At 56.1% G+C, this 16,993-nt stretch carries 11 protein-coding genes; 3 read left to right on the plus strand and 8 right to left on the minus strand.

Annotation, left to right across the window (positions count from 1 at the left end; genetic code table 11):
• A partial coding sequence (locus Q0510_RS00165) for an SDR family NAD(P)-dependent oxidoreductase (RefSeq protein ID WP_298707138.1) occupies positions 1–519 on the plus strand: 519 nt, incomplete at its 5' end.
• A gap of 464 nt (positions 520–983) precedes the next feature.
• Here Q0510_RS00165 and Q0510_RS00170 read toward each other — a convergent pair.
• The 5 genes from Q0510_RS00170 to ruvA all read right to left on the minus strand — a co-directional run bounded on the left by Q0510_RS00170 (position 984) and on the right by ruvA (position 13,016).
• Positions 984–2,204, minus strand: coding sequence for a sialidase family protein (locus Q0510_RS00170; RefSeq protein ID WP_298707139.1), 1,221 nt, complete (start codon positions 2,202–2,204; stop codon positions 984–986).
• A 2-nt stretch (positions 2,205–2,206) separates the two neighbouring features.
• Positions 2,207–4,489 (minus strand): TonB-dependent receptor, encoded by a 2,283-nt coding sequence (locus Q0510_RS00175; protein ID WP_298707140.1) that lies wholly within the window; start codon positions 4,487–4,489, stop codon positions 2,207–2,209.
• Between the two features lie 175 nt (positions 4,490–4,664).
• Positions 4,665–5,024, minus strand: a complete 360-nt coding sequence (locus Q0510_RS00180; RefSeq protein ID WP_298707142.1) for a hypothetical protein — start codon at positions 5,022–5,024, stop codon at positions 4,665–4,667.
• A 125-nt stretch (positions 5,025–5,149) separates the two neighbouring features.
• Positions 5,150–12,229 (minus strand): cell surface protein SprA, encoded by a 7,080-nt coding sequence (sprA, locus tag Q0510_RS00185; protein WP_298707144.1) that lies wholly within the window; start codon positions 12,227–12,229, stop codon positions 5,150–5,152.
• 199 nt (positions 12,230–12,428) lie between these two features.
• Positions 12,429–13,016, minus strand: coding sequence for a Holliday junction branch migration protein RuvA (ruvA, locus tag Q0510_RS00190; RefSeq protein WP_298707145.1), 588 nt, complete (start codon positions 13,014–13,016; stop codon positions 12,429–12,431).
• Positions 13,017–13,108: 92 nt separating this feature from the next.
• On the opposite strand from ruvA, the gene Q0510_RS00195 reads away from it, so the two are divergent.
• Positions 13,109–14,113: a beta-ketoacyl-ACP synthase III gene (locus tag Q0510_RS00195; protein WP_298707146.1), complete on the plus strand. Its 1,005-nt coding sequence runs from the start codon at positions 13,109–13,111 to the stop codon at positions 14,111–14,113.
• A 50-nt stretch (positions 14,114–14,163) separates the two neighbouring features.
• On the opposite strand, the gene Q0510_RS00200 is transcribed toward Q0510_RS00195, so the two are convergent.
• From Q0510_RS00200 to Q0510_RS00210, 3 genes are all read right to left on the minus strand, one after another.
• Entirely contained in the window at positions 14,164–14,427 is a 264-nt protein-coding gene (locus Q0510_RS00200; RefSeq protein ID WP_298707148.1) for a hypothetical protein, read from the minus strand.
• A 186-nt stretch (positions 14,428–14,613) separates the two neighbouring features.
• The gene (locus tag Q0510_RS00205) at positions 14,614–15,309 is read right to left on the minus strand and encodes an NUDIX domain-containing protein (RefSeq protein WP_298707151.1); all 696 of its coding nucleotides are present in this window, start codon (positions 15,307–15,309) and stop codon (positions 14,614–14,616) included.
• Between the two features lie 31 nt (positions 15,310–15,340).
• Positions 15,341–15,835, minus strand: a complete 495-nt coding sequence (locus Q0510_RS00210; RefSeq protein WP_298707153.1) for a DinB family protein — start codon at positions 15,833–15,835, stop codon at positions 15,341–15,343.
• A gap of 77 nt (positions 15,836–15,912) precedes the next feature.
• Between Q0510_RS00210 and Q0510_RS00215 the strand changes: the two genes are divergently transcribed.
• Positions 15,913–16,993: PLP-dependent aspartate aminotransferase family protein (locus Q0510_RS00215; RefSeq protein ID WP_298707154.1), on the plus strand; the 1,081-nt coding region annotated here is incomplete at its 3' end.

Genomic DNA, 16,993 nt, shown 5'->3' on the forward strand with positions numbered 1-16,993 from the left:
CATATCGACGTACTGGTAAACAACGCCGGCCTGGCGCTCGACTTGTCCACCATCGACGAAGGCGATACGGACGATTGGGATACGATGATCGACACCAACGTAAAAGGCCTGTTGTACGTCAGCCGCACGGTGATACCCTGGATGAAGGCGCGGAAGAGCGGGCATATTATCAATATCGGCTCCACCGCGGCCAAGACGGTTTATGCGAAGGGGAACGTGTATTGCGCGACCAAATCGGCCGTGGATGCCATCTCGCAGGGCATGCGGATCGATTTGCTGCCGTATGGCATCAAGGTGACGGCGGTGCACCCCGGGGCTGCGGAGACGGAATTTTCGCTCGTCCGCTTCAAAGGGGACGAGGCAAGGGCTAAAGATGTCTACACTGGTTTTGAGCCGCTGAAGGCTGAAGACGTGGCGGATGTGGTGTGGTATTGCGCTTCCCTCCCGGCACATGTCTGCATCAACGACCTGGTGGTGACGGCAACGGCCCAGGCGAATGCTTATTATACCTTCAAATGAAAAACTACACATTAGTGTTATTTGACACTTTATGATATAATATTATATTTGAAATCCCTATCAGACTGGGTATGCCGTAAGGGAAAGTGCAGCTCCGGAGCACGGGTTGCCTTATAAATACCACTTACAGACGAGCACGATCCGAAAGTACCATTACGTCAAAAGGGCGTGATGCCACAGATGAGCCTATTGTAAATCCTATAACCATATCCCTATGCTAACATTTGTTACTATGTACATCATCAGACTGTACTATCCGAGATGTAAGGAGTTTCTGGGTGCTTATTTCGATAGTTCCCGCAGAAACAATTACGGTCGCTGGGCCATGCGTCAAAGCTGGAAAGCTGAGAAAACATGGTCGTGGGGCTACAACTGACTCTCATTCCAAATGCATTAAAAAGAGGACGCCGCAAAGCGCCCTCTTTTTTTTATCTATTCAATTCCCGTAAATAGACGAAGTTGAATTAATCCCAATCCACTCTTCTCACGCAGATCATTTCTTTTCCACCTGCCCTTTTCCGGTAAGCTACGGCTACCGTTTTTTCCGCCACGGGACGGATCACCGGGAACACGGATTGCTCGCCTTCGCCGGTCAGGTAGCCGGCAGCGAGGGTTTCCCCTTCGGGGGATTTGCGGACAAAGCCGATCCGGTTGGTGATGGTATCTGCGGGCTCGTCCCAGGCGAGGAGCAGCTCCCCGCCAGCGGCCGCCGCAATCTGCGGATGTTTGGCCGTTGGTTTGGCGCTGATGCTTTCCCGGCCTGAAAAACTGATGCCGTTGTTGATGGATTTACCGTAGAATACGCCCTGTCCCCCTCCCATGGTGAACCACGCGAAATGCAGTCCGCCCCGGTTGCTGGTCATAGTGGGCCCGGTATGCGGGCAACCATTCACGGCCCAGTTATCCGCGCTGATCCGGATGGGCTGCGTGAAGGTTTCTCCGCCGTCTTTGGAATAGATATGCACCATATCGCGGATGGTATCGTGGATGATATCGCGGAACGCAACATGGAGGCCTCCCTGCGGATCGGTGTAGAGCGACGTCCGGCAGCACTGGCAGACCGTTTGCACAAGTGGGCGCTGCCGTTCGAACCCTCCGGCGCCGGAAGTTGAAATATACAGCGTGGAACCTTCGAGCGCATGATCTTTCCGGTTATCCAGCCACACGGCCGCCACATCGCCCGAAGGCAGCGGCGAAAGGTCGAAATACCGCTGATCGTACCCAGCCGTGTCGGTTACCAACGGAACTGCCTGCTGCCAGGTTCGCCCGCCGTCGGCCGAGCGCGTGTACCAGACCTTCCCGGCGTATTTGTTGCGCGGGTCCGGGTTGCGCGTTCCGAACATGGCGATCGCTTCGCCGTTGGCTTTAAAAATAATCTTCGGCATGTTTTCCGGTTGGGGCGAGATGCCCGTTGCGGAGGTAACAGGCACCGGTTTCGCGAAGGTGGCGCCGCCGTCGGTGGATACCGCGTACCAGAGGGCGCCGTCATCGTCTCCCGGATCCTGTTCTACCCAGCTCACGATCAGCCGGCCGGCCGCATCGTGCGCAATATGCGTGCACGACGCGATCTTATTGGTATCGGAAAGGATCAGTTCCCCGCCCGCCCGGAAGCCCTGCTTCCGGCCGCAGGCCGCTAAGAAAATGACAATGAAAAATATACAGGTAAAGCGTGTCGTCTTTTGCATGGTTACTGTTTGGCGGTGAAGGTGTAGGCTACGCCGAAGTTGAAAGTACGAACCGGCCCCGGGCGGTAGCTCGCGCCGAAAGCGCTTTTCTCCGCGGTGGTGGCGTATGTTACGTCGAACAGGTTGCGGCAGTTGACCCAGCACTCGAACGATCCCAGCTGGTACCCCGCGCGGGCATTGAACAAATCATACCCGCCATAACGCGCGGTATTGGCAGGATCCATGAAATAGCTGCCCACATGCTGCCACTCCATCCCCAGGCGAAGGCCGCTGACGAACGACGGCTTCCAGTTCACTTCCGAATTCGTGATCCATTCAGGAGCGGTGTTCATGCGGTTGCCGTTGTAGGAAGTGCCCTTGTCTTCAAACTCCACGAAATCATGCTGCGCATAGGTGCCGCCGGTGCGGATTTGAAGGGAAGGCAAAAGATCATACCGCACGCTCCACTCCACCCCGCTGTGCTTCGTTTCGCCCGCATTGCGGTTCTCGGTGGAGTTGTCTGCCAGGCGCACACTGATGATTTCGTTCTCGCCGTCCATCCGGTAAATGCTTGCCTCCGCATGCCCTTTCCGCCCGGCAAAAGCCATCCAGCCGCCAATTTCATAATTGCGGTAAGTAGCCGGCTGGAGGACCGGCACTTTCACGCCGCGGTACAGCTCGGAAATGTTCGGCGGCGCAAAGCCAACGCTGTAATTGGCGTAAAGCCCGCGGCCATGGCCGAAGTCGTAAGTAAGCCCAAGTTTAGGCGTCCAGGCCTGGTAGTGGTTGCGCTCATCCGGCGCGCCGGTGAAGGCGGAAGGCGGCAGGTAGTTGTCGAAACGGTAATCCATCCGGTCGTACCGCAGCGCGGCGATCAGTTTCATGTTTTTGAAAGGGTTCATTTCGCCTTGTACGTACAGCGCGGAATTCACCAGGTCCACTTTGTAATCGGTGAGCACGGAATCAGTGCGCGTATAGCCGATGAAGTTACCCTTCGCATCACGGTCTACGTCAATATACTGCGCGTGGTAGGTAGCGGGACTGTAATCCGCGCTGAGGCCCGCTGTGATGGAGGCGCCCTTCCACCCGAAACGTTTCCGGTGCTGCACGAGCAGCCCCCCGCTCTGGAACGCATCGCTGTTGATTTCGCCTCTTGCTTTCAGGGGATTGCTGGTGGTTTTGATGGCATAGAAAGGGTTCTGCCCGATTTCGTTATGCCGGTAGAAAACGGAAAAACTCGTCTGGTCGCGGTCGCTCCATTGCTGCTCCAGCGTGCTCCTGAACCGGAAGGCCTTCACCAGCCGGTATGAAAACGTGTGCATGCTTTTGTAATTGCGGGAGTAGAAATTGCTGCTGTCCACACCGCCGGTCTGGTCAGTTTTGTAATCCACGAATGTGGCGGTGTTGGTCCAGGTGGCGCGTTCATTGAATTTGTATTGCGTTTTCAGCGTAAGCGCCAGTTTATGGAAATCGCTGTGATCGATCCTGCCGTTGCGCTGATCGCCGTAATAACCGCCGAACCATACGCCCAGCTTCCCTTTGGTGCCAGACAGGTTGAAGTCGGTGCGCTTGTAACCGCCGTCGTTCATTTCGGCTTGTATTTTCCCGGTGGTGACCTGCGCGGGTTGCGCGGTGAGGAAATTGACGGCGCCGCCCACGGCTTCGCTGCCGTATAAAGAAGACGCCGGCCCCCTGATCACTTCGATCCTTTGCAGGGCGGCCATGTTAATTTCGATAAGGGCATTATGGTTGAAATCGCCGACCGTGCGGATGGGGAGCCCGTCTTCCAGGTACAGGAAAAGGCTTTTATACCCGATCGGCTGACGGATGGCCATGGTGTGTTGCTCATTCCCCAGGTCCACCATATACACGCCGCTCACTTTGTTCAGGACCTGTTCGAGCGAGGTGGCTTTCGTTTCCCGGAGGGTTTGGGCGTTGAGGGTACTGATGGCAATGGGCGCGTCGGTACGGTATTGCCGCTGCCGGCCGGCAGACACGATGATCTCGCCCAGCTTGCCGGCGAGGGGCTCCATTACAAAGGTATATTCATCTTCTCCCGAAACCTTTACGCAGCAGGCCGCATAGCCGATGCAGCTGGCTTTGAGGGAATCCGTGCCGGGAGGGCAATGCACGGCGAACCGCCCCGAAGCGTCTGTCAGCGAACCGGCGCCACCGGCCTGGATCGTGACATTGGGGAGGGCCTGGCGGGTAAGGGCGTCGATCACCCTGCCTTTGACCCGCTCCTGCGAACGGGCGGACAGGCCGCAAAAAATGAGGCAAAGCGATATGTATAGAATGCGTTGCATGCTCGTGTGTTAGATGTATACGTACAGTCGCGCAAACATGTTGCCGCAGGCATGCGCGCAAAGGCGCAGGCGTGCGTGAACGGCTGTAGCAGACGGATGGAAGTAATCGGATACAGGGGCTCCGTCCCTGCACCTTGTCAAATTGAAAGGAAAAAATCAGTGAGGAAGAATGGGGTTACGCCTTGGGAGGGTGGAACACGGCATGGAGGGGTCTGGAAGGCACATCCGACAAATATGCCGGGCGGATGCGCACCGCCTTTTCGGGACGCAGCAGCAGCTGCGAGGCGGTTTGTGCAATGAGGATTTCGAACTTCTCGGTCACCGAATTGCCGCTATGGTCTTTTTTCTCCTGCTGCTCCATTTTCTTCATGAGCACGCAGTGACCATCGCAATGCATTTTCGGCCTGGACTTGTTGATGCAAAGCACCCGTGAGATATACTCCTTGTTCAGCGAAAATTCCGCCAGCACGAGACCTTTGCTGAACGTCTGCAGCAAGAGCCCACCGAGAATGACTATGACGAAAATCTGTTTCATGAACGTTACAAAAATACGTTTCCATTCGCATACGCACATATGATTTACATCAATGTTCCAACAAAAACGGGGGAACCTTCATCATGGTTCCCCCGCCCGGGTATTGTTTCTTAGTTGTATGTCCCTTACTGCGCCAGCATGAACCTGAGCGTTACGCCGCCCCGCGTATTGGTGATCGGGTAGGCGGTCGAAATAACCGGTATGGTTTGCCTCCGGTCGTAGAAGAACTTGATGTTCAACCGGTTATTGACCACATAATCGATCGACGGCGCGATGCTCACCACCTTCTGCCCGCTGGTGGGGATAACGATATCCGCATCCAGCCTGTTGTTGACGGTTTTATCGTCGCGGAAACTGAGGTCCATCCGGAAGTTGAGGTCGTTTTCCAGGCGCTTTCCGCCGTCTTTCCCGATACGGATGGGCAGCGGCAGCCCTCTTACACGGTAACCGCCGCCAATGGTGATCTCGCTCGACCGCATTTCGCTCAGCTGGTAATCGATGAGGCTGAGGCTGAGGGTGCGGCTTCTCCGGAAACCTACGCGGAGGTTCAGGGAGTTGGTGAAGGTCATATCGGCTTCCAGCAGGGGCACGAACTGCTCGGTGATGGTCAGGTTCGGCACCAGGAAGTACGGCACGTAATTGCCCGACACCGTATCGCGGAACGCGGGGTATCCCAGGATCAGCGGATCGTAATACATGAGCGCCGTGTTGTAGGAGTTCATGCTCAGCAGGCCGGTGTAAGCGTGCGTAAGGGTGAAGTTCGTGAGGAAATCGGCGAACGGCTTCACGCGGCTCAGGCCGTTGTAAGTGATCCGCCAGTTGGGCCTGGGCAGGATGTTCTTGAACGGATTGGAACGGACGTTGGAATTGGAATGCTTCAGCAGCGGAGCGTTTTCCGGGGTGGTACCGGTGTATGCCGCCAGGAAGGCGGGCACCAGCACATCCTGCGCATAACGGCCGTAACCGTAGCGGTATTGCGGGTCTTTCGGATCGTAAGTGGGAACGGAACCGTTATTATTATAAGGGTTCAGCTTGCCGAGGCGCTCGGAAATGGCCGCCCGGTAATTCTCGAAATCGCGGAAGGTGGAGGATACGCCGTCTTCGGCATTGATCTTGCCAAACATCGTTTTGATGGCGATGAAAGTGATCTCGAAGCCGCCGGCGTCGTAGGGGTTCAGGTGATTGAACATCCCGTTGCCGATGGTATCCTTGAACAGTTCGGTGTGCGTTTTGGAGAAGGAACGGGTCAGGTTCAGGTCGATGCGCAGGTCACGCACCGGCTCCAGTTGCGCCTGGATGTCGAGGCGCTGGGTAAATTGCTGCTGGAACTGGATGTTGAAAAGGGTATCGGGGCTGAGGAGGCCTTTCTTCGCGAAGTTGTCCATCCAGGCCTTGTCGGGCTGCTTGCCCAGCACAAAACCGATACCCGGCGCCATCGACTGCCAGTTCATCCCGAGCAGCTTGGTACTGTCGAGGTAACCAGGCATACGCGTGCCCGAATTCTCGCTGTAGTTCACATTGATGCGTTTCAACATCATCGCGATCCGCATGAGCGCTTTGGCCGCGCCTGACGGCTGGCCGTCGTCGGCCTTCTTATCATCCTTCCCTCCCGCCTGCGGCGTATTTCCCATCAGCGGCGGAACATATTCGGAGCCGCCGGAGCTGCTGATGTTCATCTTCCGCAGCCATTTGCTCTTGTTATACAGTTCGTTGAACTTGAACTCCGCCGCCACCGTTTTCTGGTTCGAATTCTCGATGGCGTTACCCAGGTACATCGCCAGGCGCGAAGCACCTATCCAGCGATACTCGGTAGCATAGCTAACGGCCACGCTCGTCCAGCTGAGCGCCGGGAACTTGGCGGTGGGCAGCGTATAGGTAATATTGGCGTTGTGGAAATAATTTGTGGTACGGCCGCCTTTGAAGAAGTTGCCGCGAACGGAATCCTTCTTGACGCTGGTATTGATCCGCCCATCCGGCTCGTCGATGCGGGCGTTGTTCACCGCGTTAAAGTCGAGGGATAGATTGCGGGAGAAATCCCATTTCAACGAATAATACCGGTCGAAGCGGAAGAACTTGTCGTACGTTTCCTGCAGCTGGAACGGACCGCCACCGATATTGCGCATACGGGTAGCACCGAACTGGCGGGACACGTCGGCCCGGAAGCTCATCAGCGTAGGCACATAGTTAATATTGAATTCGCGGATCAATGCCAGCCAGGGCGTCTTGTTTTTAATGAACTTGAACGGCTCGATGAATTTCTGCTGGCCGTTGAAAGTGTAGCCCAGGCCACCACGGTGGCGCGTCAATACATCTTCCTGGATCACGGGGTTGTGGCGGCTGATCTGGCTGTAAGAATAGCTGATGTCGAAGTTTTCGATATCCCACAGCCTGTTTTTCGTACGGCCGATGGCGAGCTTGCGCACGTTAGTCAGGTTCAGGCTCTTGATGGAGGTGAAGTCCTGCGCGTTGCGGCGGATGGAGTCGCGGTGCTCCTTGTTCCGGGCCATCGACAATTTATCTTTCAGCTTGATATCCAGGTCATACGGATCGTATTCCGGGTTACTGGTAGTTTGGGAATAACCGGCGTAAATGGGAATCGTCAGCCCGAGGTTTTTCGGCAGCAGCTTTCCGGGGTCGAAATTGCCGGCAATGTCGTATTGCAGGAAGTTATCCCGGAAACGGTCGTTCACCCGCTGGTCGATTCCGCCGAAGCCCGCCGTGTGCATATTACCGCTCACGGTGATGGAACCCAGGTCCGCCAGGTCGATGTCCATCCTGGCCAGCGCGGCATACCCGCCTTTTTCGTCGAGGCCGGTCAGGCGCATCTCGTTAAACCATACTTCGGTACATTTCGGCAAACCGTCGTCTTTCGGGTTGGTTACCCCGATCATCACGTTCCGCACATCACCCAAACTCGGGTTACCGACTACGGCTACCACGGCGTTGCCATCCTGCTCTTCGTACGGCACCAATGGCGACGCGCCATTATTATTACGTGCCATTTTCAGTTTGGCGAACCGGTCGAGATCGAGGTCGAGGTTGTTTTCCTCCGGCCAGATCTCCGTATCGCGTGCCGCGCCCCAGGCCGTCACCTTCATGGGAATGCGGTATTCGTAATAGTTCTCGGTAAAGTCGCTGCCCACCCGCACTATCGCCTGGAGCTGCCCGTCTTTCAAAGAACTGGGATCGCTCACCGCTTCGGAGTGGATAAACATCTGCAGGCGGTTGTATTGCCGCAGGTCGAGCTGGATATTTTTATACATCGCCCGCGTTTCACCATCCTGCAGGTTGCAGATCTGTGCTGGGATGGCCTGCTCGTTCAGCAGGATATTGGTATTGTTGGTGCTCAGCGTGTTTTGCCGCAGGATGCCCGGGGGCAGCACGTACGGAACGGGACGGCGCTTGGCGTTCTCCTCGATGTTCACGGCCGACACGTTGAAGGTCGTTTGCTGATCCACGGGGATCGGGTCGCCGGGCTTCAGTTCATATAAATAACGGCGCCACTGGTTGCGCACCAGGTCGAGCTTCGCGAAACGCAATACCACCGAATCCTCGAAACCGGTCAGGAACATACGCATGAAACGGATCGATTTGAAGTCGGGGATATTGCCCACCTTCCGGTCGTACTGGTTTACCGGCACCTTGAACTGGTACCAGATCTGGTCGGCCATCTGCCCGTTCGGCAACTGCACGCGCGTCTCGAAACGGTCTACCACGTAGTTGGAGCCCACCTGCATGTTGGGGGTCAGGTCTACACGGTATTGGAAATACTCTTCCGTTTCGTTCATGGTATTGTCGCGGTTGAGGTCTTCCGACTCGGGATAGTTGGTGGCCGCGTTGGAGAACTGCGAGTTGTCGTTGGACACGGGCGAGTTACCATCCGGACCATTGATTTTTTTATACCTGCCGAGGATATCGGTGCGGGCCGCGTCGTAGGAGGCGTCGCGATACCATTTGTAATCGTCGTTCGAAGGGTCGTTGGCCACGTTCTGGTAAGCGCCGGAACCGGTGCCGAAGTTGGTGGCCAGGTCGAGGAGGTACGGCGCGTGGAAATTCTTCTCGTCACCGTTCTCGAGGCCGTCGAAACCTACGTCCTGGTAGCGGCGGATGTTGGGGTCGTTATCGAACGCCTGGGTGATCTGCTGCTGGAATTTGGGAATGCGGCCCCATTTGGTGGAGTCGAGTTTATTGCGGTCGGCATTGGGATCCGGCAGGCCGTTTTCGAAAAACTTGCGGGAATCCTTCAGCACGTCTTCCGACACGTTGCCGAGGTTGAAGTACAGCGAACCGCCGCTGGAGTTGGGATTATTGAAGAAGGGATCCGGCACCCAGAACTCGATGAATTCGATGTTGGCGGTCTCGAAGTCTGAGTTGTCGATGGCGCGCATGATACCGCCCCAGCGCTGTTTCGGGTTGCGGAGGCGGCCGCTGGCCTCGAGCTGAAGGGGCGAGCTCTCCATATTATATGGCCCTTTCTCTTCGGGATAGTATGCCAGGTCGAGGGTGCTCAGCTGGCTCTGCCCGAAGTCGGTAGAACGGTTGGGGAACACGGCTTTCTGGTAAATGTGGCACGTCCGGGGGTCGGTCAGGGATGCACCCGTGACACCGGGCGGCAGGTTGCTGGACCGGGGGATCTGCAGGGTTGGCTCGATGATATACCAGGCCAGCAGCGCCCTGTTCTTGCCATAAGCCAGCGTATCGTTCAGTTCCGCTTCGGGGAAGAGGATGGAGCCTGCGGCATTGGTGGCGTCGCGGGGCGTGGAGGCGAGGCTCCAGGCGGTAGACGGGAACTTGAGGTCGTAGCCGCTGCGGGTACCCTCGAAGTCGTCGATCATCACCTGCCCCTGTTTGGAACCCGGCGCGTTCACGAGCTTGGAGTGGCCGGGGAACAACCGCGCCACTTCTCCCGTAAAGTTGATGGCCGCCGGCCGCGACGTCTGGAAGTTGGGCAAACGGTCGAGCAGGCGGGTAAGGCCGCGCCACTCGGAAATATAGTTACCGTCGAGCCCCACCACGGTATTCTTGATGGGATCGTCGCCGTAATTCACTTTCTGGTAATAAGGCCGCTCGCTCATCCGCACCACGGTACCGCCGAGGTTCAGCTTGTCGTTCACGAAGTAATCGAGCCGCGTCCCCATGTAATTCCGGACCTGCTGCCCGAACAGCCCGTTGTTCTCGAACTGCACGTTGATGGGCACCCCGGCGCTGAGGACCCCGCCGTTGATGATCTTGATGCGGCCCATGTTGTAATCGATGAGGTAATCGATGTCTTCACGGAGCATCTGTCCGCCGGCGGTTACGGTTACGGAGCCGCGGGGGATGTTATAGGCGTTGAGGGAGATTTCGGAAGCATTGGCGGATTTGTACGATCCCCGCATGATGTACCTGTTGAGGTTGGGGAACTGCTGCGCGATCACCTTGATGGAGTCGTACAGCATGGTGTACATGTATTGTTTTTCCAGGGCGGCGTCTCCGCCGAAGGCTTTGCGGATGCCTTCGCCGAAGGGTTCCAGCACGGGGAACATGATTTTCCCGGTCTGGGGGAATATCGTGAACCCTTCCACGTAGTCGAATACGCCGTCGGGCTGGGGATCGTTCTGGTTATTAAGGCGGTCGAGGTTGAGGACGGTGATGATGGGAGCGCCCTGGTATTGGCCTGCGGCATCCGGCAGGTAGCGTTTTTCGCTGGGGGCGCGGGTTTCGGTGCCGGGGTCTTTATAGAGCACGTCGAGTTTGAAATCGGCGCGGTTTACCTGGTAGGCTCCGGTGGCGTAGATGTTTTTCATCATGAGGTCCCAGATGGGGAGGGCGGGCCTGGCGGAGGTGGCTTTCAGCATCTTGAGGAAGAGGATCTGCTGATTGGCCGAGTTTTTCGGGTCCGGGGGCACGTCCTGCGAGAACTCACCCACCTGGTATACGCGGCCGTTGTAGGTGTACTGGTAGGCCACGGCCAGCACTTCGTCGGGCTGCAGCTGCTGTTGCAGGGAGATGAAGCCGATCTGGCGGTTGAGGGTATATTCGGTGGAATCAAGCTTCCGGGCGAAAGTTTTCTCGAAATCCTGCACGGGCTCCAGGTCCAGCGCCAGGAGGCGGCTCACGACGGTTCCGGTGAAACGGGCCGCCGGATCGCTGATCAGGTTGCGGTACAGGTCGTTCGTATTACGGTCGGGCAGGCGGTTGGCCGTCAGCGCCTGGATGGCGGGGTTATGGGGCCGCTGCTCGGCCAGGTCCATCAGGGCCACGATATCGCGCGTTTCGGTGGTGGCGCCGGATTTGTTGGTGACCCACACTTCCGCGCGGTTGATATACACCTGCGAGCGGATCACCGGCAGGTTGCTCATCGCGTAGTTGAAGGTATCCCGGAAAAACTGGGCCATGAGGAAGTGCCGGTTGTCTTCATACTCGTCTGCCCGGCTGATGAAGTCGTTCACGCTGTTGCCGCCGCGGAGCACCATGTTCTGTTTCATGGATTTCTGGTTGGAGAGCACGCTGGTAACGGTGAGGCGCCCGAACTGGAGCTGGGTTTTCACCCCGAAGAGGCTCTGCACTCCCGGGATGAGGGAGCTGCTGAGGGGGAAGCTGACGTTGCCGGCTTCGATTTTCTTGATGATCTCGTCCTGGTAGCCGGTATATTCGAGTTTGACCTGGTTTTCGAAGTCGAAGTTGCTCTGGGTGTTGTAGTTGGTGATGAGTTTAAGCTTCTCCCCGATCTTGCCGGTCACGTTCATGTTGATATCGATGTCGAAGTCGAAGCCCCCGTTTTTGCGGGCCCTTTCCACGAGCACGGGGTTTTTCACGTTCTGGCCCTGGTAACCGAAAGTAAGCCCCAGGCTTCCCTGCGGCTTGATGTCGACCTTGGTGCCGCCGAATACCCGGTCGAACAGTTTATCGCCGTAATAGAGTTGCGGAGCGGTGCCGCGCTGGTTGAGGTTGCCGATGGTGCCGGCTCTCTTCTGCCAGTAATCGCGTTCGCTCTGCGCCGCCTGCATACGATAGAACTCGTTGAAGGACATGACGGTAGGCTGCCGGTAATTCCGGCTCCCGATTTTTTCAGTAACGATGTATTCCTTGGAAGCGGGGTCGTATTCTACAGTCTTCTCGATGTTGGCAGGGTCTTTCAGGTCTATCGCGTTACGGACGGGGTCTGTAACGGCTGTTCCTCTCCTGTCGCGGAGGGGATATTTCAGCGTATCAGGCTTCCCCACCGTGTCAGGACGTGTCAGAGCTGATTCCCAAATCCCCGCGTGCGCTATATTTTTATTGAAAGTATATCCCGAACTTTTCGTGTTTCTGGCGGCTGATTCAACAATGACTAAAGATACAACACCGATTACTGCAAGTATTCCAAGGTAATTCTTTCTTGCCAAGCGATCTTAGGTTTTATAGAGGTCAAGGACTACTAAATTATAAATTTTTGAGGGATTTCTTGATAAGTACCTCCAACTCATGCAATTGTGGCTCCGCTTTCAGCACCTTCCGTACCGCCTGCTCGGCCATATTTCTGGCAATACCCAAGGTTACCAGAGCATTTAACGCATCTTCCTCAATACTATTGTGGGTTTGGGGAGATAAATATACGGTTTCCTCCCGGTGTTTTTTCACTTTATCCTTCAGTTCCAGGATAATACGCTTGGCCGTTTTATTCCCGATCCCTTTCACGCCTTCGAGCATTTTTTCGTTTTCCATGACGATGGCACGCTGCACGTCTTCCGGCGTGAGCGAGCTCAGCATCATCCTGGCCGTACCGGCCCCGACCCCGGAAACGCTGATCAGCTGGAGGAACATGCTCCTTTCCGCGTCGGAAAAAAAGCCGTACATCGTGTGGGCATCCTCCTTGATATGTACGTAAGTCAGGAGCTTGCAGGATTCAAGACCGCCGATCTGGGTCCAGGTGTGGAGGCTGATCTGGACCTCGTAACCTACGCCGTTTACGTCCAAATGCACCATGGCGGGGGATTTGAAGGCAAGTTTGCCATTCAGGTATGCTATCATATAGGATTTTATCTCCGGCGAAATTAAATCATAAATAGAATTATTCGTTTAAGTCGTATTTTTACGCCCATTTTATAACTTATCCTAACAATATGAGTAAAATAACAGCCGCCATTACGGCGGTGGGTGGGTATGTTCCCGACTATGTACTGACTAACCAGGAGTTGGAAAAACTCGTTGAAACGACAGACGAATGGATCATGACCCGGACCGGCATCAAGGAACGGAGGATACTGAAGGGAGAAGGAAAAGGTACTTCCGAGCTGTGCGTACCGGTAGCGCTCGAGATCTGCAAAAAAAGAGGCATCTCCCCTGAAGAGATCGACCTGCTCATCGTGGCCACGGTAACGCCCGACATGGTGTTCCCCGCCACTGCGAACGTTGTTACGGATAAGATCGGCGCCAAAAACGCCTTCGGTTTCGATATCGGCGCCGCCTGCTCGGGCTTCCTCTACGCCCTGGACACCGGCTCCAAATTCATCGAAAGCGGCAAATACAAGAAAGTAATGGTCATCGGAGCCGATAAAATGAGCTCCATCATCGATTATACCGACCGCACCACCTGCATCATCTTCGGCGACGGCGCCGGCGGCGTTCTCCTCGAGCCCAACACCGAAGGTTTCGGCCTCATCGACTCCGTCCTCAAATCCGACGGCCATGGCCGCGAATTCCTCAATATGAAGGCCGGCGGCTCCAATTACCCCGCCTCCGCCGAAACCGTAGCCAACCGCCAGCACTACGTTTTCCAGGAAGGTAAAACCGTATTCAAATACGCCGTTGCCAACATGGCGGATGCCGCCCGCACCATCATGGACCGCAACCAGCTCACTGCCGACGACGTAGCATGGCTTGTGCCCCACCAGGCCAATCTCCGCATCATCTCCGCCACGGCCGACCATATGGGCGTGCCCAAGGAAAAGACGATGATCAACATCCACCGCTACGGCAACACCACCGCCGGCACCATCCCCCTCTGCCTCTGGGAGTGGGAATCCCAACTGAACAAAGGCGACAACCTCATCCTCGCAGCCTTCGGCGGCGGGTTCACCTGGGGCGCCAGCTACATCAAATGGGCATACGATAGCAAAAAAGCATAGTTATCAATAACTTATACAGGAAAAGGCATCCATACGGATGCCTTTTCCTGTTAGAAGATGTCCGGTTCCTCGTTCACAAACTGGTCGGACCGGTAAAAATCATGTAAATCTGTTCCGCAGAAGGGGCAATACCGGATATTCAGCCGCTTCACTTCCTGCCCGATCCGGTAACCGGGCGTAACATAGAACCGGTAGATATTCCGGCTGTCCGGCTGATCGTCCGGGTGCCGTTTTACCACGCGGAGGTTCATACCGTCTTCGCGCGATACCTCATGTCTGATGCCGAATCTGGCACAACAAAATTGCTGATACATAGGGCGCAGTTTTCATAGTCAGGTGGAGAATTGGGTTAATCAATAACAGGGTCCGCCGGATTATGGGGCATGATTCATTTCATCATATCCACGGTAACAGGGCGCCTCGGCGCACATGCATTTTCGGATAAACAAACACATTTGCTTGGGTTTTGGAATAAGGATGAAGTAAAGCTGTTCGTCTTACTAAATCTCAAAAACAAATCCGTGCTGGGTCAACGCATCGTACTTTTTTCTATCGAACCGGTAGAGATGGGCGCCTTTTTTGGAGGTGCTTTTGTCTTTCTCATCCAGTTTCTCCAGGATGTCCATCGCCAGGATTTTCTTCCTAAAGTTACGTTTATCTAACGGTCGTTGATATATTTCTTCGTATAAATTTCTCAATTGGGGCAGGGAAAACTTCTCGGGAAGTAGCTCGAAGCCGATGGGGTGGAACCTGGATTTGTCGCGCAGGCGCTCCAGGGCTTCGTTGAGCATGGTGTTGTGGTCGAATATCAGCCCGGGGATCTGGTGGAGGCTGAGCCAGTGCGCGCCGTGCTCCTGCGCCAGCAGGCGGTCGTGCTCGCTGATCCGGATGAGCGCGTAGTAAGCCAGGGAAATCACGCGCGCCCCGGTATCCCGGCTGGCGTCGCCATAAGTGCGCATCTGCTCCATGTAAATATCGCGGATGCCCGTGGTTTGCCGCAATACCCGGATCGCTGCATGGTCGGTGCTTTCATCCTCCTGTACAAACCCGCCAACGAGCGACCATGCGCCTGCCAGCGGGTCCACTTTCCGCTGGATGATCAACAGCTTCAATTTCCCCTCTTCGAACCCGAAAATGATGCAGTCCACTGCCACCAGGTGCCGCGGTGCATTGGCGTAAAACGATCCATGGCTCATAGTTCCGATTGTGATTGTAAAATACGGGGAATTATTTTTTCTTGCTGGTATATTCGATGAAATCCGTGGAAGGTATCCTGGTGGCGCCCTGCTGCCGCAGCATCGTCACCAGCTGCCCGCGGTGGTAAGCCGAATGCGTGAACGACTGCAGCAGGATCTGCTCCACCGGCGTCTTGCAAACGCCCAGCGCGCGGCTGTTGTACTCCACCGTATGCGCCAGCCGCACGGGAGAAGCCGTGGCCACGAAGGCCGCCAGGTCCTCACTCTGCTTTACAAACAACCGCGCCAGTTCCTCCGTACTGCCCCGGAACGCTTCCGCCGCCGGCACCACCGGGCTCGCCAGGTGCAGGCGCTGGTACCAGATGCTTTCCGCATTCCAGATATGCAGTACCGTTGCCCGCAGGGAGGGGTGGCTGCTCCCCATGTCACGGTCCAGCCGCTCGTCGGGCAGGACTGCCAGCGCCTTCATCAGCCGCTGGTTTGCCCAGGCGTTGTGCCGCGCCAATTGCAACAGAAGTTCCTTCATTAAAATCTTAATTTTACAGCTTACTGAATTACCTTACCAAGATAATCATAACCAAAAAATAATTCAAACTACCGCATATGAATCCTTCACCGCTCACAGGTTTCAGTTCGGTTTGCGTGCATGCAGGCCATGAGCAGGACCCGAGATACGCGCACCTCACTCCCATTTACGCATCTTCCACCTACGTATATGACTCCGCCGAACAAGGCATGCGCCGGTTCAGCGGGCAGGAAGACGGGTTCATTTATTCCCGCTGGGACTCCCCCAACTTCCGGGAAGCGGAATCCAAAATAGCCGCCCTGGAAGCTTTCGGGCTCACAGGGGCCAACGGCTCGCCCCTCCAGCTCAAAGCCAAGCTCCATTCCTCCGGGATGGGCGCGCTTTCCACGCTGTTCCTCGCACACCTGAAAGCGGGGGATAAAGTCCTGTCGCACTATTCCCTCTACGGCGGCACCGAAGAGCTCTTCATGAAGATCCTCCCGCCGCTGGGCATCGAGGCCATCATCACCGACATGCGCGATCTGGACAAAACGGAAGACATCCTCCGCAACGATCCCTCCATCCGCATGATGTACCTCGAAACGCCCGCCAATCCTACCCTGCGGTGCGTGGACCTGGAAGCCCTCATCGCCATGGCGCAGCAGTATCATCTCATCTCCGCGGTCGACAATACCTTCGCCACGCCGTATCTCCAGCAGCCCTTCGCTTTCGGGGCCGATTACGTCTTCCATTCCACCACCAAATTCCTCAACGGCCACGGTACAGCGATCGGCGGGGTCCTTATCGGGCGCGACGTCGAGCGCATGAGCGGACCGGTGGAAAAAGTGCACCGCCTCCTCGGCGCCAACTCCAACCCATTCGACGCGTTCATGCTCACGCAAGGCATCAAAACCCTGGAAGTGCGCATGGAAAGGCATTGCCATAACGCCATGGAAGTGGCCGGCTTCCTCGACGGCCACCCGGCCATCGCCAGCGTCAATTATCTCGGCCTGGCCGACCACCCGGATTTCATGATCGCTTCCCGGCAAATGAAACACCCCGGCGCCATGCTGAGCTTTGAACTGAAAGGCGGACTGGAAGCGGGCAAAAAATTCATCGACAAACTGCAGATGTGCCTCCGCGCCGTGAGCCTTGGCACAACAGACACGCTCATCTGCC

The sequence above is a fragment of the uncultured Chitinophaga sp. genome (assembly GCF_937874145.1).
GTDB lineage: Bacteria > Bacteroidota > Bacteroidia > Chitinophagales > Chitinophagaceae > Chitinophaga.